Raw genomic sequence first — 23,568 nt, 5'->3', positions numbered from 1 at the left:
GGCTATGGGGATCCCACCTATCTTGCAGAACTTCATGAAACTTAGAAAAAGCGGTACCCCTCTCCTAGCGCACCATGGCTTTGCAACTTGAACCCGCCAGCCCGCCAGAAGTGGCCGTCTATCAGCCCTATTACGCTGTTGCCCGCCGACAGTACCTAGCCCTTGCGGTGGGCCTCTACAAAAAAGCCAGCTTAGAAGGGCAGAGGGCCATCGAGGGGGAAGAGCCTGTCCGCTTCTTGGCCAGTTGGCACATGTCCCCGTTGCCCTCGGATCTGACGGTGGTTCAGGTGATCTTTGCTCAGGATGCAGATCTCACCTATCAGCTCTCCATCGCCAACTACGAGTTTGTGGATTATCTGATTGATGTCGTCTCTTTGGTGCAGCGCGGACAACAGCCGGATTTCTCCACCGCCTTTTACAAGAAACTGATGCGATATGAAGATTGATCTGGGTTGCTCAGCCACCATCACTCTCTACGACACCACACTGCGGGATGGGGCCCAGCGAGAGGGGCTATCGCTGTCGGTGCAAGACAAGTTACAGATTGCCAAGCTGCTGGATCGGCTGGGGATCCCGTTTATTGAAGGGGGCTGGCCAGGAGCCAATCCCAAGGATGTGCAGTTTTTCTGGCAGATGCGGGAAGAGCCCCTAGAGCAAGCCGAGCTGGTGGCTTTTTGTTCTACCCGCAAGCCGGGGCGGCGGGCGGCAGACGATCCCATGCTGCAGGCCATTTTGGCGGCGGGCACCCGCTATATAACCGTCTTCGGCAAGTCTTGGGATCTCCACGTCACCGAGGGCCTGGGCACCACGCTGCAGGAAAACCTGGCCATGATCCGCGACACCATTGCCTATCTGCGATCCCAGGGGCGGCGGGTCATCTACGATGCCGAGCACTGGTTCGACGCCTATCGCCACAACCCCGACTATGCCCTGCAAACCCTGGTGGCGGCTGCCGAGGCAGGGGCAGAGTGGCTGGTTCTCTGCGATACCAACGGCGGATCCCTGCCCCACGAGATTGCGGCGATCACGGCAGCTGTCTTGGCAGAATCCCATCACCTGCAGCACTTGCCCCTAGGGATCCACACCCACAACGACTCCGGCACTGCTGTGGCCAATGCCCTGGCGGCGGTGCAGGCAGGGGCGCGCATGGTGCAGGGCACCATCAACGGCTATGGGGAACGCTGCGGCAATGCCGACCTGTGCAGCGTCATTCCCAACTTGCAACTGAAGCTGGGCTATCGCTGTCTGCCGCAAGAGAAGCTGCAACACCTGACGGAGATCTCCCGCTCCATCAGCGAGGTGGTCAATTTGGCCCCGGATGACCATGCGCCGTTTGTGGGCCTATCGGCCTTTGCCCACAAGGGCGGGATCCACGTCAGCGCCGTTCAGAAAAACCCTCTCACCTACGAGCACATCGCCCCGGAGCAAGTGGGCAACTGTCGCCGCATTGTGGTCTCGGAACAGGCGGGGCTGAGCAACATCCTCCACAAAATGGCCGGATTCGGGATCCGGCTGGAGAAGTCGGATCCGCAGGTGCGCTTGATTTTGGAGCGGCTGAAAACTTTGGAGCTGCAGGGCTATCAGTTTGAGGCGGCTGAGGCCAGCTTTGAGCTGTTGGTGCGGGGCTTGCTGGGACAACGCTCCCATCCTTTTGAGGTGCTCAGCTTCAACGTGACGACCACCACACGCTCCGATTGGAACAGCAAAGACTGGGATCCCAGTGGCGAAGCAACGGATGTGCAATCTTTGGCGGCGGTGAAGATAGCGGTGCAGGGGCAAACTCGAGTGACAGCGGCGGAAGGCAATGGGCCGGTGGCTGCTCTGGATGGGGCGCTACGCAAAGCGCTGCTGGAGTTCTATCCCCAACTGGAGGCGATTCACCTGTCTGATTACAAGGTGCGCATTTTGGATGGGCGAGCCGGCACCTCGGCCAAAACGCGCGTGCTGGTGGAGTTTAGCGACGGTCACCGCCGTTGGACAACGGTGGGGGTTTCCACCAACATCATCGAGGCCTCCTGTCGGGCTTTGGTGGAGGGCTTTGAGTATAGCCTGCTGCCGCCCAGCTCTCCTTTGCCGGCTGCGGCAGAGCACCGTTCTAACGACTCCGTCCGAGTAGCGCAAACGGCAATGGCCGCACCAGCGGCCTCTTCTTGACTATGGCCTACAGCTCGATGAGGATCATCGGCCTGACGGGCGGAGTGGGCACGGGCAAATCCACGGTGGCCCGCATCCTGGAGCAGCACGGGATCCCGGTGGCCGATGCCGATCAAATGGCCCGCCAGGCTTTGGCATTGGGATCCCCCATTCGCGAGCGGGTACTGGAACGCTATGGGAAGGCCATCCAAACACCCTCCGGGGATCTGGATCGCCGGCGGTTGGGCCAGATCGTGTTTGCAGATGCCGCTGAGCGGGCTTGGCTAGAGGCCCAAATCCACCCTTTCGTTAGAGCTCAACTGCAAGATTTTCTGTCCGCGTTGGCGGAGCAGAGCTCTAAAGTCCATGGGGTGCCGCTTGAGGAAGAGCCTGCCTCCCAAAAGCGTAGCGGGGTAGGATTTTCTTCTGGGCAGGGATCCCAAACCGTTTGTCTGATGATCCCGTTGCTGTTTGAAGCCCACCTGCAGGGGTGGGTGAATGAAATTTGGGTGGTGACTTGCACTCCAGAGCAGCAGCGGCAACGCCTTGCTCGCCGGGATCTTCTTACACCGGCAGAAATCGAAGCTCGCATCGCCAGCCAGTGGCCTTTGGCGGAAAAAGTGCGCCGTGCCGATGTGGTGCTGGACAACTCCGGATCCCTGGCCGAGCTGGAAGCCCAGGTGAAGCAAGCTTTGGCGTCGGCGGGCCAGAGGCCATTTGCCTCACCCCCGCGGGCCGGATACAGTGACGGATAGGGTCTGGTGGGACGGATCCCTTGGTATCCATGTACGGATGGGTTGAGGGAGAAACGATGCAGGAAGCAGGTTGCATCGGCAAGACGGAGTTTGCCCAAGCTCTGGCTGCGCGGGAGCAGGAAATCCAGCTTTTGCGAGAGCGCAATCGCATCTTGCAGGGCCAGGTAGACCTTCTGGAGCTGCGCCAAGAAAAGCAACACCGGCAAATTCGCAGCTATGAGGCGGAGATTGAGCAGCTTTACCAAGAGAAGCAGTTGCTGGAGCAGATGATTCAAGAGTTGCCAGAGCTCTACCGGCGCAAGCTGCAAGCCCGCCTGCAGCCCATCCGCCAGCGCATCGCCGCCATCCAGGCAGAGAATCGCCAGCTCAGGAAGGAGGTGTATCAGCTCAGCTACCGCGTGCAGCACATAGATCAGCTCGACTCGCCCGGCTGGATCCAGCTTCCCTCTCTGCGTCGCCGGGATCCCAAGTCCTCAGCGGAGCGGAGCACAAAAGCTCTGCCGGTCTCCCCCCCTGGTGTCCAGCCCTGCTCTTGATGGGCAGGGAGGGATCCCTTCATCGAGGAGCCAGAATAGGAGAGCCCCGGTGGGATCGCGTCAGCAGAGCAGAGCTCTTGCGCGGTTCCGGTTGGGGCGCTGCTTGCTTGGAGATCCCGGAAATGGCCACCGCTGGCAACTATGAACCCCTGCATTTAAAATACCGCCCGCAGCGCTTTGCCGATGTGGTCGGCCAAGGAGCGGTGGTGCAAACGCTGGCCAATGCCATCCGGCTGGGGCGGGTGGCGCCTGCCTATTTGTTCTGCGGGCCGCGGGGCACGGGAAAAACCTCCAGCGCCCGCATCTTGGCCAAGTCTTTGAATTGTGAACAGGGGCCGACGCCGGATCCCTGCCAGGCGTGCAGCCAATGCCGCGCCATCACTGCGGGAGCCTCCCTGGATGTTCTCGAGATTGACGCGGCCAGCAACACCGGCGTAGACAACATCCGCGAGCTGATCGAGCGGGCCCAGTTTGCCCCGGTGAACAGCCGCTACAAAGTCTATGTCATCGACGAGTGCCACATGCTCAGCAATGCGGCCTTCAACGCCTTGCTGAAAACTCTTGAAGAGCCGCCCCCCCGCGTGGTATTTGTCCTGGCCACCACTGACCCGCAGCGGGTTTTGCCCACCATTGTTTCCCGCTGTCAGCGGTTTGACTTCCGCCGCATCCCCCTCGACGACATGGTGGCCCACCTGGGCAAGATCGCCGCCCAAGAAGGGATCCCTATCACGCCGGAGGCGCTGCAACTGGTGGCCCAACTTTCCCAAGGGGGCCTGAGGGACGCCGAACGCCTGCTGGACCAGCTCAGCCTCTTGGAAGGATCCATCACCCCGGAGGCGGTTTGGGACTTGGTGGGCGGGATCCCGGAACAGCAGCTTTTGGCTCTGATGGATGCGCTGCTGGCTCAGGATGTGCAGGCGGTGCTCAGCCAAACTCGACAATTGTTGGAGCGGGGCAAAGAGCCCTTAGCCCTGTTGCAGAACTTGGTGGCCCTTTACCGGGATCTGCTGCTGGTCAAGACAGCCCCCCAGCAACGGGAGTTGGTGGCTGTAACGGACTCCACCTGGGCAGCCCTGCAGCAACGGGCCCCTCGCTACTCGGTGGAGATACTGCTGGCAGCCCAGAGCCATCTGCGCCAGTGTGAGCCGCAAATTCGTCAAAGCGGACAGCCCCAACTGTGGTTGGAAATTGCCCTAGTGGATCTGCTGGGCCAGCTGCGCCCAAGCATGGTGGCTGAGGATTCAGCGGAACGGAGTCCTTTCCCAGCCCTTGACCTATCTCCTGCACCCCAGAGAACTCCCCCGGACGGGACAGCCCCTCCGGCCCCTGCTGCGACCATCAGCCCATCAAGCCCATCAACTGTTGGTGAGATAGATGAATTAACTGTTGGGCCTTCAGCCTCCCCTGCTGTTGCGTCGAGCCAGAAGGCAGATCGCGCTACTCGGACGGAGTCCTCGGAGCAGCCCAGAGAACCGGCAAGGGACGCCGCCACAGTCAAGCTGCTGCGCCCCCACTGGGACGAGTTCCTCAAGCGCCTCTCTCCCCTCACCAAGGCTCTGATGGGATCCGGCCACCTGCACCAAGAGACTCCTGAAGCAATTACCCTCGCCTTTCCCAGCAAGGGTCTGGTGGAAAAAGTGCGCAGCAAAGAAGCCGAACTGCGGTCGGTGCTCCACAACCTGCTGCAGCGCCCTGTGCAGCTCAACTTGATTGTGCAGCGCTCCAGCGGGCCGCATGTTTCCATTCGCGTCAGCGGTGCGGAGTCCTCGGCACTGCTCAGCCGAGAAACAGACCTGCCCCCCGCCCCCGTGGCCCCGGATCCTGTCACCACGCCGGGGTTGCAGAGCGACAACACCAACAGTCGTGCTTCCTCAAGGGAGCCCAGGGCAGAACCGCAGAGCCACGGCCTTGCCCGGCGACAGCAACATTCCCCTTCTGACTCCAGCCCACCTTCGCCAGAACCTGAGCGGGACAATCCTATGGGTGGCCCCAAGGTGGCCGGCTTGGCAACCCAAGGACTTTTTCCTGCCGGTGCGAACAAAGTGCTCCGCACCGCTGTCGCGACCGATTCTCCAAGTCGTGCAGAGCGCCGCGACACCCTGCACGGTGGGCAGTCCTTCGAGCTAACCCAGGAGCTGGCGGAGATTGCCCGCCGTTTTGCCGACCACTTCAACGGCAGCTTGGTGGATTTGGAAGGGGTGTTGGGGTCTGACGTGACGGGATCCACGGAAGAGCTCTCCTCAATAGAGGCTATAGAAGCCGAGGGATCCCCTGACCTGCTCTCCGGTGAGACCTACGGCTCGCCAACAGGAGCAGAGCCGTCCGCGTCAGCGGGGCGGAGTCCTCATCCCGTAGACTTTCCCAATGCAGTAAGGAATCCGTCCTACCGGCGTGAGCAGTCTTCTCAGCTTGCCGTTCGCCTCAGCGGGACGGAGTCCTTGGAGGAGGAGGTGCCTTTTTAAGCGCTATCTAGCGCTATCTTAAGTTTGATAAAGCCAGCCTCATCTTGCCGACGATGACCTTCCCCATCTCTCCCTTAATTCGCTGCGCTGTGCAGGCTCTGTACTGGGGACTGGTTCTGCCCCTACCCATCCTGCTGGCTCGGCAACAGGCAACACCTCTTGAGCTGGGATCCCTTTGGATTGCTCTGCTGCTGGGATGGGGGGTAGTCCTGGGATCCCTGAGCCAGCAGATTCAGTTGGACGAAGAGGGCATGCAGGCCACCTACCCCAGTTGGGTGCCGCCTTTTGTGCGGCAGGAGTGGCAGATCCGGTGGGCCGATATCGAGCGCATTGAGCCCCGCTCCACCAGCCAGGGTGGTATGGTGTATTACTTGGTCAGCCGAGGGGGGGATCGCGTACTTTTGCCGATGCGGGTGACCAGGTTCAAGCAGCTGTTGGCTGAGATTCGACGGCACGCTCAACTGGAGATTGGCGAGCTGCGCCCCTACGTTCAGCCTTGGATGTACGGGCTCCTAGGATGTTTTGCTCTGCTTCTGTTGCTTTGGGATGGGATGGTCGCCATCTGGGTCTGGGCAAGTCCGGTGGGAACCTAGCGCAACCACAGACGGTTCCGGGTCTAGCCATCCCGACAGGGATCCCAGCTCCAGCGGGCGGTTGCAGTCCAGATCCCGCCCACGCCCTTCTGCGCAAGCGTTGCGGAGCAGCAGGATGGAAATTTGGAGCAGGTTGGAAATGAGCTCCTCCGCTGGGCGACCCCTGGTGGCGGTGGGGGTATCCTAAGAGCAGTGGAACTTAGCCCCCTCTTGCCAGCTCTTCCCCTTCGCGACAGCGGTGCGGAGCACTTTGTCTGGGATCCCTGCTGCCCCTTCTCTGGAGAGGTTGAGTCTTGAGCAGGTCAACCTCTCCGCCTCTTCGCTGGCCTTGCTGGACCATTGCCCCCGCCTGTTTCGCTATGTGTACCTGGAGCGGTTGATCTGGCCCGCTGCCAGTGTTTTTGAGCACGAGCTGGAGCAGAGGCGCGGACGGCAGTTTCACCGTTTGGTGGAGTGGCGCAGCCGCGGGCGGCAGGTGGAGCCGCGTCTGTCGGGCCTAGATGAAGTGGTGCAGCAGGGGTGGCAAGTGTTTTTGGCCAGTCCCCATGCCCATCCCCAGGGACGGGTGTTGGCGGAGTTGCCCCTGTGGCAACGGATTGAGGGCTTTAAGTTGATAGCCCGTTTGGATCGGCTGGTGATTATCCCCAGATCCCTGCACATCCTGGACTGGAAAACTGAGCGTCAACGTCCTCGCGATGAACAGTTGGCCCAAGACTGGCAGGTGCGCCTTTACCCTCTGCTGCTCTGCGAGGTGGCCCAGCAGCTGCCCCTGGAAGGCCCTTTTGAGCCGGAGCAGGTGCAACTGACCTTTTGGTATGTGCAACATCCGCAGCAGCCCTTCCACCGGTATTACAGCGCCGCCGCCTATGAGCAAGACCTGGCCCACCTAAGAGCCACTCTGAACCACCTGCGGCAACTGGAGGCGCAAGACTTTCCCATGACCCCCCACACTGAGCGCTGCAACAGTTGTCTGTTTCGCTCCCGCTGCCATGGGCTGCTACCGGAAGGGATCCCCTCTCAAGACCTCACGGATTGGGTCTGGCCAATGCAGGAGCCCGCGACACCTGCGGATCCCATCGCCGATACTTATTGGGAGCAGTAATGGGAGCAGTAAGGACTCCGCCCCGCTGACGCGATTAGATCCGATTAGATCAGGGTAGGGCGGGGCAGGATCTGTTTTGGCAGCAACCCATGCACACCTTTCATGGGGCTGTTCACCACCTGCGTGATGTGGAAGTGGACAGCAATGCTGCAAAGCACATAGGCTTCCTCTCGCCCAATGCCGACAAACCGATGCAGAAAATCGATCATCCGCCTTAGGGCAATCTCAAAGGCCGCATCCAGATCCTCGGCAAAGCCCATGGTAATGAAATCGGTCGGGGTTTCCGCCAGCGGTGCCTCGAGCGGCAGATCTTTGCGCAGGATCAACTGCAAAGTGCCATTCATGGAAGTTTCAATGGCCGTTACATCAACTTCTCCGTCCCCTTGAGCGGAGTGGCCATCCCCCACCGAAAAAAGGGCACCGGGCACAAAGACCGGCAAAAAAACTCGGGATCCCGCCTGCAATTGGCGGTTGTCGATGTTGCCACCATAGTTGCCGGGGGGGATAGAGCTGCGGCTGGTTTCCTCGGTCGCCACCCCCAAGATGCCAAAGAAGGGGCGAATGGGGACGCGGATGCCGCTGCCGGGAGGAAATTCCGCTACCCCCTGGTCTATATCTAGGTCGATGAAGCGCAGTCGCGGCTGATCAAATTCTCCGGGCAAAGCCCCCCATCCGGGACGGATGGCATTGAAACCGATGGGCAAGCGGGGGGTGATCGCTTGCAAGCGCACTTCCAGCACATCTCCAGGTTCAGCTCCCTCAACGTAGATCGGCCCGGTCAACAGATGGGGGCCCGGCCCCACTCGGCGCTCGGCAGGCAAGGTTTGGCAAATTTCGAGGAATTCGGGCGTGAAGAAACGGTCCGGCGCTTTGCCGTAGTGGGCGAACCCCGAGTAGGTTTCCACCTGCACCACATCGCCCGATTGCACATACAAGGCCGGGGGCAGTTGGGAAGAAAAGCCGCCCAAGTGGACGGTATGGGGAGTGGCTTTGAGGGTGTGAACGGGCACGGCCAGGGATCCCTTGCAAAAGACCCATTCAATCTAAAGAAAAATCCCCTCCAATCCTGAATTAGACTGTTCCTCAAGCCGGTATCTCTGGCTACTGTTTGCCCAGGGGTGGCGTGGCGACAATGTTTCCCACATTTGCTATCTTGACTTGCTATCTTGAAGGTCTGTGGGCAGGGATCCCCGTTTGCAGGGCTGAGCGTGGAACTGGTGCCCCTGGTGTGGAGGATAACTGCAATTTTCTCGGAGACTTGCATACTGGGTTAGATGGTTTTATCAGCGCTGTCAACTGTGATCGCGGGTGTCATCTCCAGTATTTCTACCCTCCGGGATCCCGACTGGGATGTGGAAGTAACCGGCCTCTACAAGCGTTTTGGCGATTTTGTGGCCCTCAATGGCATTGAGCTGAACATTCGGCGGGGGGAGTTTTTCGGCCTGCTGGGCCCTTCCGGCTGCGGCAAGACCACCCTGCTGCGCATCCTGGCCGGCCTGGAGATGGCCGATGCTGGGGAAGTGGTGATTCGAGGTCGCCCGGTAGGCCACCTGCCCGCCCACAAGCGCAACGTCAACACGGTGTTTCAGAGCTATGCCCTTTTCCCTTTTATGACGGTGGAGGACAACATCGCCTTCGGCCTGCGCATGCGGGGTGTGCGGGGAGAAGCTCTGCGCAAGCGGGTAGCGGCTGCTATGGAATTGGTGGAGATTGCAGCTCTGGCCAAGCGGAAGCCCCATGAGCTGTCGGGAGGACAGCAGCAGCGGGTGGCCTTAGCTCGGGCTTTGGTGAACGAGCCGGAAGTGCTCTTGTTGGATGAGCCGCTGTCGGCGTTGGATGCCAAGTTGCGCAAGCAGCTTCAAGTGCAGTTGTGCGAGTTGCAGCGCCGCCTGGGCATGACCTTTATTTTCGTTACCCACGACCAAGAAGAGGCTTTGGTGACCAGCGACCGGGTGGCGGTGATGCGGGCGGGGCGCATTGAGCAAGTGGGCCTTATCGATGAGGTGTACGAGCGCCCGGCGACGGCCTTCGTAGCCGACTTTTTAGGGGCCAGCAACCTGATCGAGGGGATCGCCTGTGGGACGGACTGTGTGGATACGCCCTTGGGAAAGCTGAAGGTCTTGGGGATCCCGGCCAGCTCGGAACCGGTGCAATTGGCTATTCGCCCGGAAAAGATCCAGCTCTCTCGCAGCGGCTGGGATCTGCTGCCCAACCAGGTGCCGGTGCGGGTGGAAAACCTCATCTACACTGGGGCTGAGAACCAATACCTGTTGCGGACAAACCAAGGTCAGCAGCTCAAGGCCACGGCCCTCAACACCGATATTGAGGATGCAGGGTTTGAGATCGGCGCAGCGCTGGTGGCCCACCTACCCCCGAAAAGCCTAATCCGTTTGCGACCGGATCCCCGTCAGGAGGAGACTGGATGTTGAAGCTGCCATCTCCTGTGGGCAAGTGGATCCCTGGCCAAGCCCAGGTGCGATTTGGGGAGCTGCTCACCCCTTGGCAGGAGTTGGGGCGCAGCCTAATTTTTGCTGGGCCAGGGGTGCTGTGGGTGATGTTTTTTCTGGTGCTGCCGGGGCTGTTGCTGTTGGTGTGCAGCTTTCTCAGCCGCGGGGAGTTTGGCCAGATTCAACTGCCCCTGACCCTGGAGAACTATCTGCGCATTCTCGGCTTTGGCCCCTTGGGATGGACGCCCATCTACTGGCAGATCTTGGGCCGCAGCCTGCTGGTGGCGGGGGTGACCACCTTTTTTTGCGTGCTGCTGGCCTACCCATTGGCTTTCTTCATTGCCGCCCACCCACCCCGACAACGGGATCTGTTGCTCACCTTGGTGGTGGTGCCCTTTTGGACGAACCTGGTGATCCGCACCTATGCCTGGATGGTGGTGCTGGCCCCGGAAGGGTGGCCGGCTCGCTTGGCGGCCTGGCTGGGCTGGATCCCACCGCAAACGGCTCTGTATCCCAGTTGGCTGGCGGTTTATCTGGGCATGGTCTACACGTTTTTGCCCTACATGGTCTTGCCCCTGTACACGGCGGTGGAGCGCATCGATTGGCGGCTGGCGGAAGCGGCACGGGATCTCTATGCCAAGGGTTGGCAGGTCTTTTGGTGGGTGCTTCTGCCCCAGACCTTGCCTGGACTGGCGGCGGGCCTCATTCTGGTGGGGATCCCGGCTTTCGGCATGTTCGTAGTGCCGGATCTGTTGGGGGGCAGCAAAACGCTGTTGATCGGGAATGTGATTCAGTTGCAGTTTGGCTCCAGCCTGGACTATCCCTTCGGGGCGGCCCTCAGCTTTTTGGTTACCGGCCTCACCCTGGGGTTGATCTACGCCTACAGCCGCTACGCCGGCACCCGCAGCCTAGAAAATCTGGTTTGAGGAGCTGCTGTGGGCTTTAAGCAGAGCCGCCAATTGCTTGCGCATCAGGATCCCGGGCTTATCGGTGAGCATGTGCTGTTCGGCGCTGAGGGTGAGGGGCACGTCGGGATCCGTGGTCTCCAAAATGGCTTTATCTTCCAGAGTTACAGCCCGGTCAAAGCGGATAACCTCGGCGGCTGGGGTATCGGCTTCGGTGTCGTTGCGCAAACAAAACTGCACCACTTGGGAGGCTCGGTCGTTGATGGGGGTGGGGATGTTGACGATGACATGGCTGCGGCCATTGGGGTAGCGGATGTGAAGGTGGTTGGTGAAGGGCAAATGCCAGGTTGAAGTGGTGGTGCGCTCGGTTTTGGCGGCAGCAATGCCCAGGTTTTTTTGTTGCAGCTCTGGGTTGGCTACACCGAGCACTGTGCGGGTGCGGATCCCGTAGTCCAGTTCCTCGACCTCGAAGTGGCTGGGTACCAAGTCTTCCATACTGCCAAAGGTGTTCTGGTGTACAAAGCTGATGTGGGCGGCATCGAACTCGTTCTCGCAGATGCGCAAACTGGCACATTCCCAGCGTTCGTAGAACTCGTGGATGAGCCGGTAACTGGGATCCTCGGCTTCTGGGATGACCGGGATCCCCCGTAGAGGCTGGGGATGCAAGCACACCCAAGCATAGCCATAGCGGGCCTGGCAGAGATAGGCGGGAATGCGGTAGCTCTCTGGGATGCGGGCCTGATCCGGCAGTTGCGGCACCTTGACACAGGCTCCCGTGCCATCGAACTCCCACCCATGGTAGGGGCAGCGGATATGGTCATCACAGACGATTCCCTTGGACAATTGCGCCGACCGATGACAGCAGCGATCTGCGGCTGCCTGGGGCTGTCCGGCTTTGTCCAGCCAAAGGACGATCCTCTCTCCCAGCAGCTCGAAAGGTTGCGGGGATCCCTGCTCCAATCGGCTGAGGGGCATCACCGGGTACCAAAAGCGCCGAAAGACAGGATGCTGGGTCACCAACATGGCAAAACCATCTGTGTCGTGTGGCCGGATTCTGTATAGCAAATTCGTGAATTCGGTTCCGTAGCCCGCGCCACAATCTCTATTTGGGGATCTTGCAGATCTGGGCAAACTCATTCCCAGGGGAGCTCAACCCATGGGGAAACCCTAGAACCTCTGGTACGGTAAAGATACTGATCTTGCGTTTGAGTTTCCAGAGGGATCCCTTGACCTCTACTTTGCCTTCTCAGACCTTCTTGCAGGCTCTGCACACCCCTTCCCCTGCTTGGGATGCCATCGTCATCGGTGCGGGGATCGGGGGATTGGTCGCGGCCAGCCAGTTGGCTGCCAAAGGATACCGTGTGCTGGTGCTGGAGAAATACCTCATTCCAGGGGGCAGTGCCGGCTATTTTGAGCGTCCGGATCCCTTAGGCAACGGGATCTACCGCTTTGACGTGGGCGCTTCCATGATCTTTGGATTGGGCACCCAAGGCACCACCAACTTGCTGACCCGCGCCTTGGCAGCCGTGGGCCAGTCCATAGACTCTATCCCCGATCCGGTGCAGATTGCCTACCACCTGCCCAAGGGGCTGAATCCCCGAGTACACCGGGATTACGAGCAGTTTTTGCAGGAGCTATCCGGCTACTTTCCCCGGGAAGCCGCCGGCATTCGCCGGTTCTACGATAGCCTGTGGCCCATCTTCAACAGCCTCAATGCCATGGAGCTGCTCTCGTTGGAGGAGTGGGGCTATCTATTTCGTTCTTTTGTGAGCAATCCCCTCGGCTGCCTGACCTTGGCGCGCTATTTGCCGGTGAATGTGGGCCAGGTAGCGCGGCGCTGTCTGCGGGATCCGGATTTGCTGCGCTTTGTGGACATGGAGTGCTACTGCTGGTCGGTGGTGCCGGCGGATCGCACGCCCATCATCAATGCCGGGATGGTGTTTTGTGACCGACACTACGGCGGTGTCAACTATCCCAAAGGGGGGGTGGGGCAGATCGCCCAAAAGCTGGCCCAGGGGCTAGAGGCCCATGGCGGGCAGATCCGCTACAAAGCGTCCGTGCGGCGGATCCTGGAAGAAAGAGGTCGGGCGGTGGGCGTAGAACTGGCCAGCGGGGAAAAGCTCTTTGCCCGCACAATCATCTCCAATGCCACCCGCTGGGACACCTTTGAGCGCCTATGGCCGGGATCCCTGCCCAGGGCGGAGCGGCAGTGGCAAAAACGCTACCAGCAATCCCCTAGCTTTTTAAGCTTGCACCTGGGGGTGCGGGCCGAGGCCCTGGCCGGCGAATGCCATTGTCACCACATTCTCCTGGAAGACTGGGATCAGATGGAGGCTGAGCAGGGCACCCTTTTCGTCTCCGTCCCCACCCTGTTGGATCCCGACCTGGCTCCCCCGGGCCGCCACATTGTTCATGCCTTTACCCCCAGTTGGATATCCACCTGGCAAGGGTTAAGCCCAAGCCAGTACCAGATCCAAAAACAGCAAGCCGCCGACCGGCTTATCCGCCGCCTGGAGGCCCTTTGGCCCCAACTGGGATCCCACATTGAACTGAAGGAGATAGGCACCCCCCGCACCCACCGCCGCTTCTTGAGCCGCAGCAACGGCACCTATGGGCCCATCCCCAGCCGGGATCCCTGGGGCTTGCTGGGCATGCCCTTCAATCGCACCGCCATCCCCAACTTGTACTGCGTGGGGGATAGCACCTTCCCCGGCCAAGGGCTCAATGCCGTTGCCTTCTCCGGCTTTGCCTGCGCCCACCGGGTGGCAGCGGATTTGAGTTAGGTTGCCCTTCTCCTCGCTTACCGGTTTGGAAAAGCGAGTTACAAGTCCTCGAAATGCCGACATAGACATCCAAACATCAACAACTCAGAAGCAACACAACGGGGGCATTCCCAATAGCAGTGAAACTGTTGTTCCGTTGATCCCCAACTCCCCTCTTCCTCTGGGAAAAGGGCTAATGGTGGAGCTTGGGGGATGTTTGTATCCACTTGAAATGACTATACTGGGCAGACAAGTCAGGAGAATTTCTAGCCATCTTGTAGTAGATGTCAGACTGGATACTTACAAACAAACTTCTAGCCGGGATCCAAGCCCAGCAAGCAGGAGATTTGCGGCAAGCAGAGGCCATTTACTCCGAAATCTTGGCGGATTTTCCTGAGCATGCAGATGCCCTTCACCTGTTGGGAACGGTAGCTCAAGCCAGAGGAGACTCGGAATTGGCAGCGGCTCTCATTGCAGAAGCCATTGAGCAACATCCCGAAGTGGCTCTGTATCACCACAATTTGGGTGTCGTCTATGAGTCTTTGGGTCAACTGGAGGAAGCGCTATCCTGTTATCAGCAAAGCCTGAAACTGAATCCACACGCTGCTGGATCTGCCTTTCAAGCTGGAAAAATCTTAGTTAACCTGCGACGTAGCGAAGAAGCCATTGCCCTACTCAATCCTCTACTGGAAAACTCGGATGAACAGACAGGGATCCCTTTGGCGCAGGTGCATCTGAATCTGGCCATCGCCTGTCGAGATCAAGGAGAACACGCTGTTGCGTTGGATCACCTGGAGAAAGCAATGGCTTTGGATCCCCAGTTAGAACAGGCTCGTTGGTTTTATCATCTGTATCTGCCAGCAGTCTATCGGAGCGAGGAAGAACTCAACTCCTTTCGTGCTCGCTTTATCGAGCATCTGGATTGTCTTATTGAGGAAACTCCCCTAGAAACAGAGGAGCAACGTCGCACAGCGCTGTGGGCATCAGGACTGGGAACCAATCACTACCTACAGTACCAAGGCTACAACGACCTGGATTTACAGAAAAAATATGCCCAGTTTGTTCAACGCATAGTCAACGCTTGCTATTCCCAGTGGAGATATCTTCCTTGCCAATCCCAACCAGGGGATCCCCTCCGAGTTGGGTTTGCCTCAGCTTCCATGCGAGCTTGCTCTTACAGTCGCTTATCTCTGGGTTGGGTTAAGTACCTGAACGCCAATTGGGCTGATGGACAGGCTAACTCGGAGCGAAAGTTTCAAGTCTTCGCCTATCACTTGGATCCCAGAACCGACTTCATGACAGACCGGTATCGTCAATACGCCGATGTGTTTAGGCACATTCCCAGCAGCCTCGAGGATGCAGCCCAACAAATCCTACAGGATCAGTTGGATATTTTGGTGTATTTGGAGATCGGCCTTTCGCCTCTCATTCTGCAACTGGCTTCCCTGCGACTGGCACCGATACAGTGCTCCACTTGGGCTCATCCTGTAACTTCTGGGCTTTCTACGATTGACTATTTCCTTTCCAGCGATTTAATGGAGCCGGAGAATGCTCAGGAACACTACAGTGAAACCTTGATCCGGCTACCTCATTTGGGTACTTGCTTTGAAAAGCCGGTTTTGCCGCAGCAAAAGCGCTATCGTGAGGATTTCGGCCTGCGTGAAGATGCAGTGGTTTACCTAACTTGTCAATACTTGGGTAAATATCTGCCCCAATACGACTATCTTTTTGCCGCTATTGCCCAACGAGTGCCCAACGCTCAGTTTGTCTTCTTGGCTCTGCCCAATGCTGCCATTGCTCGACAATTTCAGCAACGGCTCACCCGGGCTTTTTCCCTGTACGGTCTCAATGCAGAAGACCACTGTCTGGTTCTGCCTGGATTAGACCATCAAGACTACTTGGATCTCAACCGCTGTGCGGATCTCATGTTGGATTCCTACGGCTGGTCAGGTGGGATCACCACCCTAGAAGCCGTTGCGATTGGGTTACCTGTAATCACTTGCCCTGGAAAGCTGATGCGGGGCCGGCATACCTATGCCATTCTCAAAAGAATGGAGCTGGACAGTTTAATTGCCTCGGATCTGAAAAGCTATGAGGATTTGGCCGTAAAACTGGGATCCGATTCTGAGTTTCGCTACCACATGGCTGAGGAGGTTCGGCAGCGATGCCACCTACTCTTCGAAGATCGAGAATGTGTGGCAGCCCTGGCCCATTTCTTCCTCACCAGGAAGCCCGACGCCAGTAGTGGTTAGCCCACTGCGAAAAAGGGTTTTGCTCTGGATCCCTTCCTGAGGACAAAATTGGCTCAACGGCCCCACTACGCCCTTGAAGCTCCCTTCTCGAGGTCAACAGCGGAACAGCCCCCCCAGGCTGGTGCAAGCCTAAACGTGGGAAAATCCTGTCAGTGATCTGCATTTTGCTGAGAATTGCTCAGAGCATCGTAATCTAGAGGAACATTGACATCCGGTGTCCGGAGGAGTGCTTATGCCAGGGCCAGCATCGAATGCTTCTAGAGCTCCGCAGGGATCCCTGCAGAGGCTGTTCTTGGGCCTTTTGGCCTCGGCTGCGGTTTTGGCAGGTTGTGGAGGAAGTGGAGGGAGTACAATACCGCCTCTGGTGAACGTCTGCGAACAAGCCTTCAGCCCAGACTTTTTCGCTTCGATTGGCCTCCGCCGACAGGGGGATAGGCGCAGTGGAACCTTGGGGCCGAATAGCCTTTTGGAGTTTTATTTTGATGAGGAGGGCAATTTTCGAAATGCCCGGGAATTCCCACCCCCTCCCGGCACGTTTACCTTTTATTCAGATGCGTTTCTTTACTTTCCCTCTGCAGCCAACGTTACGGGGGTTACGATCCGGCTGACCAGCCAGGTTTTTGATCCGCTGTTGGCTATCGGCAGCTTTGATAGCAACCGGAGATTCGATCCTGACGTTTTTGTAAATGATGATGCTGCCCCTGGCAACTTTACCACCTCTCAGCTAACCATCCCCGTGCGGCAAAACCGCTGCTACTTGCTCCAGGTGCAAAGCTACTGGGCGCAAAATGCCTCTCCAGCCGCTGGGCCGGGCAGCCCTGGGCGAGGCCCTTACACCATCGAAGTTGTGAGCGAAAGCTTTGCTGCTCCTCCTCCACCGCCTCAACGGCAACAGAAAGACGATAGGGAAGACGGCGGCGGCGGAGACCGAGGGGGGGGTGTCGGCCTCTAGCTCTGGCGGGTGAGCTTGATGGCAAAGTCAGCGCTGCCACAGGTGGCTCTGCCGCGAATCACGCGCCCGTCAGGGCTGACCGTGCCACTCCAAGCAACGGTTGGGGTACCGCTACCCCCTATCCTGCCGCTAACAGAAAGTTGGCTGCCGATAAGCTGGCCGCTGCGCTCAGAAAAGCTGGGGGAGGAAACGCTGATCTGGTTGCCCTCCTGACGAATGGAGACGGTTTCCTGGACGCCAGCCGCAACATTGACCTTGCACAGGGATCCCTGCCAGATAAAAGATCCTCCCTCGTAAAGCCACTCGCCGCTGAGGGCCAGCTCTGCCGCAGGTGTTGGCGTTGCTGGGGCAGGTGTGGCAGTGGGAGTGGGGGATGGAGTCGGGGTGGGGGTAGGAGTACGAGGGACAAGCGGGGTGAATCGAGGGATAGGGGTAAGCGTCGGTGTCGGAGTGGGTGTTGGTGCTGGAGTCGGGGTGGGTGTCGGCGCTGGAGTTACCTCAGGGGTAGGCGTGGGGGTTGCTTCGGGCGTAGGGGTAGGCGTAGAACCGGGAGTTGGGATCCCTAGGATTGGTTTTACGGGTATGGGCTCTATGCGTATGGGCTCTACCTTGGGTTCGGGAGTTGGGGTGCGATCCGGCTGTTCCTGGGTATCGCGAACCGCTGGACGTGGCCACAGCAAAAAGGCGGCCAGCAAAGCCATAACGCCCAGGGATCCCCCGGCCAAAACCCACTTCAGGTTGCTGTCGGAAGGTTGCAGAACCGTTTGGGGGGCAGCTTGCCGCAGAGGGCGAGTGCGGGGAGTATCGGTTCGTGCCGGCGTGGCAGGGCGAGCGACAGGGGGATCCTGAACGGTCGGGAGAGCGTTGCTGGCTGGGATCACTGTGGAGGGCGTTTTGGGAGTTTCATCCTCACTTTGGGGGGAGGGATCCGGTGTTTCTGGCGAAGCTTCTGCTGAGGAGGGTTCCCGCTCGGTGATGTAATAGGGGATCCCTGCACCTGGGGAGGGGGGAGAGACCGGCTCATCTTCGATGAGATCCAGATCCTCATCGCGGATATCTTCAAAGGCTCCAGAAGCTGATCCTGTATTGCGGGTGGTTTGGATTGGTGGCTTGGGGTCAGAAGAGGGTGGAGCATCCTGTTGAGGCTTGGCACTGCCGGTGGGCAGGATCACAGTGCTGGCTTGGCCACTAGAGAGTTGGGTGGTTGCCGTCAGGTCATAGGCTTGCAGCAGTCGTTCCCCCAGCTCCCGCATCGTTTGCGGTCGTTCGTCTGGGTTTTTTTTCAGGCAATCCATCACCACGGCTGCTAAAGGGGGGGGGATCGGCTGGGGGGCTGCCTTCGGGTTGATCTCGATTGGGCTTTCGTAGCAATGGGCGTGGATCCAGCTGTGCAGGGAGTCGGTTTCCAGCTGAAAGGGCATGGATCCCGTCAGCATCTCGTAGAGCACTACCCCAAAGGAGTAGATATCCGAGCGGGCATCCAAGGCTTTGCCCCGTATCTGTTCAGGAGAGGCGTAGCGAGCTGTGCCGATAAATCCTCCCCCTTTTTGGGTGCCCAGGCTGAGGGTGTGATCCGCCAGGGTTTTGGCCACGCCAAAGTCGAGGATTTTCAGTTGGGGGATGAGCTTGCCGTTTTGAAAAACTTGCTCGATGAAGAGGTTGCTGGGTTTGATGTCGCGGTGGATGACACCCCGAATCTCGCGACCCTCTACCTTGGCCTGAAACGTGTGGGCAAAGTGCAGCCCCTCACAGGCCTGCAAGGCTAGTCGAACGGCTTGTCGAACCGGCAAAGCCCCTTTTTCTCGGATCAGCTTGCCCAGATCCTGCCCCTTGAGGTACTCCATCACCAAGTAGGCCTGCTCCCCCTCTTGGCCGTGATCCAAAACCTTGACGATGCGAGGATGCTGCCCCAGAAGGGTGCTAACGCGGATCTCTTCGGCAAAGCGACGGCGCAAGTCTGTCTGGAAGTCGCCCCGGCTCAGCAGCATGGGGGCATAGAGGATCTTGACGGCTACCTCTTGGCCGTTGTTGTGTAAGTCTAAGGCGCGGAAGACGGATCCCATACCACCGCTACCAATTTCTTGAATCAGCTGGTAGCGGTTGCCCAAAATGCGGTTGGTGAGATCTGCGGTCATGGGTTTGCAGCTTGGAGAAGAGGAATTGCAGGGGGAATGTCCATACCATAAACCGAATTGCTGAGGTCTGCACCAGCCTACGCCGGTGGCTGAACTCAGGGATCCGGATTGGGGCCATCGGTTGGAAATGGCGGGGTTTTCGGTTGATTCTTCAAGGTGACTTCTCAGATTTACTTAACTGTTACTTAAAAGTTGTAGAAGAAAGCTCTGGCGGGGGCAGTGACGCTCAAGGGAGAGCTGCGGTGATCGGTTTCACCGTCCAAGAGAACATTTTCTGGTTAACTTTGGGGGGGATAGTCTGGATTATCCTGAGCAATCCCCAGTCTGAAGAAGGGGACAATCGACAGGGATCCCTTGATGAGGTTGACCATGGACTTGGGCTTGGTGGTGATTGCCTACAAAGAGGGGGATCGGGAGAGCAAAGCCGCTTGTCAGAGGTGTGCTGAACAGTTGCGCCGGCGCGGCGTTACGGTGTTAACGGCTCCCACCGGCTTGCACCACAACCCCTACCCTGTCTTTCTAGAGGCCACCTCGGATCCCATCGATCTGGCAGTGGTGCTGGGGGGAGATGGCTCGGTGTTGGCGGCGGCACGATACCTAGCCTCCTATGGGATCCCGATTTTGCCGATCAAAGTGGGGGGTAGGCTGGGGTTTTTGGCCCAGTCGGAGCGGGTGCTGCAACAGGATCCCTGGGATCGCATTCAGGCAGGGGATTTTTTCTTGCAAGCCCGCATGATGTTGCAAGCCCAGATTTGGGAACAGCCGCAGTTGGGGCAAGGGGATCCCTTGGCCGCCCGTGGAGAGGGAAAACCCCAGGGCCGCCCGGTTAGCGAAGTCTACTATGCCCTCAATGAGATCTGCCTGAAGCCGATCAACCGAGAACGGCTGCCCGCCGCGATCATGGAGATCGAGGTCAACGGAGAGATTTTGGATCAGTACCACGGGGATGGCGTGCTGGTGGCCACACCGACGGGATCCACCTCTTACACTCTGGCAGCCAATGGCCCCATCCTCGAGCCTACCCTCGACGCCATCATCATCACCCCTATTTGTCCCCTGAGTTTGTCTAGCCGTCCTATTGTCATCAGCGGCACAGCCAGGGTGGACATTTGGCCCCTTGCGGATCCCGAAGGGTTGACCCGCCTGTGGACAGATGGCGTGTTGGCTCAGTCGGTGAATCCCGGCCAGTGGGTTCACATTCAGCAAGCGCCTACACCGGTCAAGCTGATGATCCTGGAAAAAGAGCTCTCCTACTTTCGCACTCTGCGGGAAAAGTTGCAGTGGGCAGGTAGCCGCATTTACATCCCCACCACCAACCACCGCCCCGAAGGGGGATAAGGAGAGCTAGAGTGGCGAAGTTCACCACCCATCCGCACATCTCCCATGAGCCTGAAACTTTACCTCCTCAGACACGGCGAAACCCCCTACAGCCGTTCCGGCGGCTTTTGCGGCGCTCTGGATCCCGACCTCACCCCCGAAGGCAAACAAATGGCAGAAGCCTTTGCCGCAGCCTATGCTGGGATCCCTTGGCAAGCTCTCTACGTCAGCCCAATGCGGCGCGCCTTGGCTACCCTAAGCCCCCTGGCCGAGAAAGTTGGCTTGGAGATGCAGATTCGAGAGGGCCTAAGAGAAATTCACTACGGCGAGTGGGAGGGCAAAACCCACGCTGAGGCGCAAGAAGCCTACCCAGAAGCCTATTGGCGCTGGATGACCGAGCCGGCCTGGAACGCCCCTCCGGGGGGCGAAACCGCCGTGCAAATTGCCAATCGGGCCATGCCGGTTGTGGCCGAGATCCAGGAAAAATGGACAGGCGGCCACGTCTTGATCGTCTCCCACAAGGCCACCATTCGGGTTATTCTCTGCAGCCTGCTGGGCATCGACCTGGGTCGCTACCGGGATCGCATTGAGGTTTTGGCCGCCTCGGTCAGCGTGGTCAAGTTCGACCGCTATGGCCCCCTTCTGGAAATCTTAGGGGAACGCAGTTATCTGCCTTCCGATCTGCGGGAAAGGGCAGGTACCTAATTGTTAGAGGGAGCAAGGTTTAGGATTCTTGAGGTCTTTTGGGTCTCTTTTTGAGGGAGCAATCATGGGCAAAAAACTGGGATTAGCACTGGGCAGCGGCGGAGCGAGGGGATGGGCTCATATTGGTGTGATTCGAGCTCTAGAGCGGGCTGGGATCTCCGTTGACTACATTGCCGGGACGAGCATTGGCGCTTTTGTGGGAGCCATTTATGCAGCGGGAGAACTGGATGAGCTGGAAGACTTTGTGCGAGATCTCAACTGGAAGATGATCCTGTCTTTGTTTGATGTGGTCTTTCCCACCTGTGGCCTGCTGGATGGCAACAAAATTAATTTATGAGCTGCTGACAGAACATTTGCAAGAGCTGTGTATTGAAGAGGCCGGGATCCCCTTTTGCTGTGTGGCTACCGACTTGATCACAGGCCAGGAGGTGCTGTTGCGTTCGGGCAAAATGGCAGATGCCGTGCGGACCAGCATCTCTATCCCAGGGATCTTTACACCCTTTTACTACGAAGGGCGCTATCTCGGAGATGGGGGCATTGTCAACCCAGTGCCAGTGCGGGTGGTGCGAGAGATGGGGGCCGATGTTGTTGTTGCGGTCAATCTCAACCATGTGGATCCCGCGGATGTGGAGTCGCAACTGGAAGAAACAGAGGTGGAAGAAACCCTTCAACGGCGACAGCGCTTGAATGCTGAAGGAGAAGTGATCGAAGAAGAAACCAACTTCATCACCCGCATTCGCAAACGCTATCAATCCCTACAACAAGGGATCCAAGAAAAAATTAGCCAATGGTTTCCAGATGAGCCCTCTGGTCCCAATATTTTCGACGTTATTGGCAAGACGTTGAACGTGATGGAGCAAATCGTTACCCGCAGTGTTTTAGCCGAACATCCGCCGGATTTGCTCTTACAACCCAAGCTGAGCCAGTATGGGATCTTCGATTTTCATCAAGCAGATCCGATTATTCAGGAGGGCTATCGACAAATGCGGCGGGCCATTCCAGAATTGCGACAAAAGTTGGAGCAGTGAACCACCACTTCTTCAGCAGTTTAACCTAAAGCTTTGCAAGGATCTGCGCCCAAGCTTTCCAAACAATCTCAGATGGATCCTGCTATCAAAATGGGCCTGAAGCTCACTCAATTGGGATAAATTGCAACAGCGATCCCGTGTGGATGAGATGGGCCGGGGCAGATTTTCCATCCTGGTCGGGATGGGCCAGCAGCACACAGCGATCTTGAGGGGTGAGGTCAAACTTGACAGAGGGATCAGGTTCTCTTTCCAGTGGAGGGCTGAGCTGGGGATCCCCGACAAAAGTAAGTCGTGCCAACACGGTCAGCAGGTGATCTTGATGGGCCAGGTCTGACCCAAAAGGAGTCCGCTCTTGTAACGTAACAAGTGCTACCGGGTAACCTTCTCGCATCAAGGAGAAGAGGATCCCGGCACAGCGCTCTACAGCTCGCTCCAACTTGTCTCGATGGATCTCGGGCCTCTCTTTCTGGGGCTGCCAGCGGTTTTCAAAACAGAGGGTGATGGCCTGGGCTCGTGGACGCTCCAACTCCCGCACGATCAGTTGATCCCGTTTGGCCGAGATCTTCCAGTGGACAGAACGCACATCGTCGTGGGGTCGGTAGGGCCGTAAGCTCAGGTAGTCTCCCTCTCGACCAGGCTGGGGGCGCAATTGGTTGCCGCTGCTGAGCTGATCCCACAGCGCCAATCCTTGAACCGGGGCGAGCCGCGGAAACACGATCACCGTTTGGGGATCCCTAATCTCTACCGCCTTGCGGAAGAGTTCAAATGGGAAGCTGGTGGCAACTTCAAAACCCTGCAACTGCCAGGCTCCCCGCCTTGAAAAAGTATGCTGATAAAAAGTGTCCACCTTGGCACCGGGATCCACCCGCAAAACATAGCTGGAAGGCCAATCTTCCCGCCTCAGCCCCTCAATGCGTTCGCTCACCTGCAACGAGAAGCTGGGCAGGCGCCGTTTGCGATTGACCAGCGTGAGACCCACTAAGACAGGCTGGCCAGCGAAAATGCGGCTAGGCAACTGCCGGCTGACCTCCAGATCTTTGAGGGTAAGATCAGAGAGGGTACCACTGATGAGAATAAGGCTGAGCAGCATTCCCAGCAACAAATACAGGGGATTGTTGCCGGTGTTGAAAGCAGCAATACTTACCAACAGGGCGATCCCGACAAACCGCCCCCCAATACGGGTAAAGCGGAAGCGGCGCAGAAAACGAACCTGGCGCCCTGATTTCTGCTCTGAGGAGAAGATCCCCAGGCTTCCCGTCCGTTGAAGCAGTAATGGAACTAGTTTTCGGCTTAGTTTCCACAACACCGCAGTCCCCTCATCACTCGTTCATCCCCGGCCCCTCTCCAAAGGAGAAAGAGGTCTGGAATCTACAAGCTGCTTCAGTGTAATTTGAAATCACCATAACCAGTGCTACGGGCAGGTTTTTTCTGAGAGGATTTCAGCAATGGCCGCAGCCACCCGCTCTTGTTGACAGGTGGTCAAC

At 58.3% G+C, this 23,568-nt stretch carries 20 protein-coding genes; 16 read left to right on the top strand and 4 right to left on the bottom strand.

Features of this window, described 5'->3' with window-relative positions:
- Window positions 1–74: 74 nt before the first annotated feature.
- The 7 genes from ebsA to NW870_RS08940 all read left to right on the top strand — a co-directional run bounded on the left by ebsA (window position 75) and on the right by NW870_RS08940 (window position 7,581).
- Entirely contained in the window at window positions 75–446 is a 372-nt protein-coding gene (gene ebsA / locus NW870_RS08970; protein ID WP_414332026.1) for a type IV pilus biogenesis protein EbsA, read from the top strand.
- A complete protein-coding gene (gene cimA / locus NW870_RS08965) occupies window positions 436–2,154 on the top strand; it encodes a citramalate synthase (RefSeq protein WP_414374933.1) in 1,719 nt (572 codons plus the stop codon). Before ebsA ends, cimA begins: the two co-directional genes overlap by 11 nt.
- Window positions 2,155–2,171: 17 nt before the next feature.
- Window positions 2,172–2,888, top strand: coding sequence for a dephospho-CoA kinase (gene coaE / locus NW870_RS08960; RefSeq protein ID WP_414374940.1), 717 nt, complete (start codon window positions 2,172–2,174; stop codon window positions 2,886–2,888).
- A 56-nt stretch (window positions 2,889–2,944) separates the two neighbouring features.
- Window positions 2,945–3,424 (top strand): hypothetical protein, encoded by a 480-nt coding sequence (locus tag NW870_RS08955; RefSeq protein ID WP_011432929.1) that lies wholly within the window; start codon window positions 2,945–2,947, stop codon window positions 3,422–3,424.
- 122 nt (window positions 3,425–3,546) lie between these two features.
- On the top strand, window positions 3,547–5,886 hold the full coding sequence (locus tag NW870_RS08950; protein WP_414374932.1) for a DNA polymerase III subunit gamma/tau: 2,340 nt from the start codon (window positions 3,547–3,549) through the stop codon (window positions 5,884–5,886).
- A gap of 53 nt (window positions 5,887–5,939) precedes the next feature.
- A complete protein-coding gene (locus tag NW870_RS08945; RefSeq protein WP_414351744.1) occupies window positions 5,940–6,479 on the top strand; it encodes a hypothetical protein in 540 nt (179 codons plus the stop codon).
- 238 nt (window positions 6,480–6,717) lie between these two features.
- Window positions 6,718–7,581, top strand: coding sequence for a PD-(D/E)XK nuclease family protein (locus NW870_RS08940; RefSeq protein ID WP_414374931.1), 864 nt, complete (start codon window positions 6,718–6,720; stop codon window positions 7,579–7,581).
- A 44-nt stretch (window positions 7,582–7,625) separates the two neighbouring features.
- Here NW870_RS08940 and NW870_RS08935 read toward each other — a convergent pair whose 3' ends face one another.
- Window positions 7,626–8,591, bottom strand: a complete 966-nt coding sequence (locus tag NW870_RS08935; protein WP_414357635.1) for an acetamidase/formamidase family protein — start codon at window positions 8,589–8,591, stop codon at window positions 7,626–7,628.
- Window positions 8,592–8,855: 264 nt separating this feature from the next.
- Here NW870_RS08935 and NW870_RS08930 point away from each other — a divergent pair, with 264 nt between their 5' ends.
- A complete protein-coding gene (locus tag NW870_RS08930; protein ID WP_414374930.1) occupies window positions 8,856–10,010 on the top strand; it encodes an ABC transporter ATP-binding protein in 1,155 nt (384 codons plus the stop codon).
- Complete coding sequence (locus NW870_RS08925; protein WP_414342559.1) at window positions 10,004–10,954, top strand: ABC transporter permease; 951 nt, start codon at window positions 10,004–10,006, stop codon at window positions 10,952–10,954. The genes NW870_RS08930 and NW870_RS08925 overlap by 7 nt, the downstream gene beginning before the upstream one ends.
- On the opposite strand, the gene NW870_RS08920 is transcribed toward NW870_RS08925, so the two are convergent.
- A complete protein-coding gene (locus NW870_RS08920; protein ID WP_414374929.1) occupies window positions 10,937–11,956 on the bottom strand; it encodes a Rieske 2Fe-2S domain-containing protein in 1,020 nt (339 codons plus the stop codon). The genes NW870_RS08925 and NW870_RS08920 overlap by 18 nt on opposite strands.
- A gap of 203 nt (window positions 11,957–12,159) precedes the next feature.
- On the opposite strand from NW870_RS08920, the gene crtH reads away from it, so the two are divergent.
- From crtH to NW870_RS08905, 3 genes are all read left to right on the top strand, one after another.
- Complete coding sequence (gene crtH, locus NW870_RS08915; RefSeq protein ID WP_414374928.1) at window positions 12,160–13,716, top strand: carotenoid isomerase; 1,557 nt, start codon at window positions 12,160–12,162, stop codon at window positions 13,714–13,716.
- A gap of 263 nt (window positions 13,717–13,979) precedes the next feature.
- Window positions 13,980–15,947 (top strand): tetratricopeptide repeat protein, encoded by a 1,968-nt coding sequence (locus NW870_RS08910; RefSeq protein ID WP_414374927.1) that lies wholly within the window; start codon window positions 13,980–13,982, stop codon window positions 15,945–15,947.
- 364 nt (window positions 15,948–16,311) lie between these two features.
- Window positions 16,312–16,899, top strand: coding sequence for a hypothetical protein (locus tag NW870_RS08905; protein ID WP_414374926.1), 588 nt, complete (start codon window positions 16,312–16,314; stop codon window positions 16,897–16,899).
- Here the strand turns inward: NW870_RS08905 and NW870_RS08900 are convergent.
- A complete protein-coding gene (locus NW870_RS08900; RefSeq protein WP_414374925.1) occupies window positions 16,896–19,034 on the bottom strand; it encodes a serine/threonine protein kinase in 2,139 nt (712 codons plus the stop codon). The two genes, NW870_RS08905 and NW870_RS08900, sit on opposite strands and share 4 nt — an antisense overlap.
- 369 nt (window positions 19,035–19,403) lie before the next feature.
- On the opposite strand from NW870_RS08900, the gene NW870_RS08895 reads away from it, so the two are divergent.
- From NW870_RS08895 to NW870_RS08880, 4 genes are all read left to right on the top strand, one after another.
- Window positions 19,404–20,372: an NAD(+) kinase gene (locus NW870_RS08895; RefSeq protein ID WP_414374939.1), complete on the top strand. Its 969-nt coding sequence runs from the start codon at window positions 19,404–19,406 to the stop codon at window positions 20,370–20,372.
- Between the two features lie 45 nt (window positions 20,373–20,417).
- Window positions 20,418–21,056, top strand: coding sequence for a histidine phosphatase family protein (locus tag NW870_RS08890; protein WP_414374924.1), 639 nt, complete (start codon window positions 20,418–20,420; stop codon window positions 21,054–21,056).
- Between the two features lie 127 nt (window positions 21,057–21,183).
- The gene (locus NW870_RS08885; RefSeq protein ID WP_414374923.1) at window positions 21,184–21,393 is read left to right on the top strand and encodes a patatin-like phospholipase family protein; all 210 of its coding nucleotides are present in this window, start codon (window positions 21,184–21,186) and stop codon (window positions 21,391–21,393) included.
- Entirely contained in the window at window positions 21,371–22,084 is a 714-nt protein-coding gene (locus tag NW870_RS08880; RefSeq protein WP_414374922.1) for a patatin-like phospholipase family protein, read from the top strand. The genes NW870_RS08885 and NW870_RS08880 overlap by 23 nt, the downstream gene beginning before the upstream one ends.
- Window positions 22,085–22,187: 103 nt before the next feature.
- On the opposite strand, the gene NW870_RS08875 is transcribed toward NW870_RS08880, so the two are convergent.
- Window positions 22,188–23,231 (bottom strand): DUF58 domain-containing protein, encoded by a 1,044-nt coding sequence (locus tag NW870_RS08875; RefSeq protein ID WP_414374921.1) that lies wholly within the window; start codon window positions 23,229–23,231, stop codon window positions 22,188–22,190.
- Window positions 23,232–23,568: the final 337 nt, after the last annotated feature.

Origin of the sequence: Synechococcus sp. R50.1, assembly GCF_047462115.1 — a bacterium.
In the GTDB taxonomy this organism is placed as follows: Bacteria; Cyanobacteriota; Cyanobacteriia; order Thermostichales; family Thermostichaceae; genus Thermostichus.
Note: the sequence above shows the minus strand (reverse complement) of the source record. Positions and strands in the feature narration are given on the sequence as shown.

Excerpts from the sequence above, each read along its gene's own strand:
- ebsA (WP_414332026.1), top strand. The coding sequence starts at position 75 with ATGGCTTTGCAACTTGAACCCGCCAGCCCGCCAGAAGTGGCCGTCTAT.
- cimA (WP_414374933.1), top strand. The coding sequence starts at position 436 with ATGAAGATTGATCTGGGTTGCTCAGCCACCATCACTCTCTACGACACC.
- coaE (WP_414374940.1), top strand. The coding sequence starts at position 2,172 with ATGAGGATCATCGGCCTGACGGGCGGAGTGGGCACGGGCAAATCCACG.
- NW870_RS08955 (WP_011432929.1), top strand. The coding sequence starts at position 2,945 with ATGCAGGAAGCAGGTTGCATCGGCAAGACGGAGTTTGCCCAAGCTCTG.
- NW870_RS08950 (WP_414374932.1), top strand. The coding sequence starts at position 3,547 with ATGGCCACCGCTGGCAACTATGAACCCCTGCATTTAAAATACCGCCCG.
- NW870_RS08945 (WP_414351744.1), top strand. The coding sequence starts at position 5,940 with ATGACCTTCCCCATCTCTCCCTTAATTCGCTGCGCTGTGCAGGCTCTG.
- NW870_RS08930 (WP_414374930.1), top strand. The coding sequence starts at position 8,856 with ATGGTTTTATCAGCGCTGTCAACTGTGATCGCGGGTGTCATCTCCAGT.
- NW870_RS08925 (WP_414342559.1), top strand. The coding sequence starts at position 10,004 with ATGTTGAAGCTGCCATCTCCTGTGGGCAAGTGGATCCCTGGCCAAGCC.
- NW870_RS08920 (WP_414374929.1), bottom strand. The coding sequence starts at position 11,956 with ATGTTGGTGACCCAGCATCCTGTCTTTCGGCGCTTTTGGTACCCGGTG.
- NW870_RS08910 (WP_414374927.1), top strand. The coding sequence starts at position 13,980 with ATGTCAGACTGGATACTTACAAACAAACTTCTAGCCGGGATCCAAGCC.
- NW870_RS08900 (WP_414374925.1), bottom strand. The coding sequence starts at position 19,034 with ATGACCGCAGATCTCACCAACCGCATTTTGGGCAACCGCTACCAGCTG.
- NW870_RS08895 (WP_414374939.1), top strand. The coding sequence starts at position 19,404 with ATGGACTTGGGCTTGGTGGTGATTGCCTACAAAGAGGGGGATCGGGAG.
- NW870_RS08890 (WP_414374924.1), top strand. The coding sequence starts at position 20,418 with ATGAGCCTGAAACTTTACCTCCTCAGACACGGCGAAACCCCCTACAGC.
- NW870_RS08880 (WP_414374922.1), top strand. The coding sequence starts at position 21,371 with ATGGCAACAAAATTAATTTATGAGCTGCTGACAGAACATTTGCAAGAG.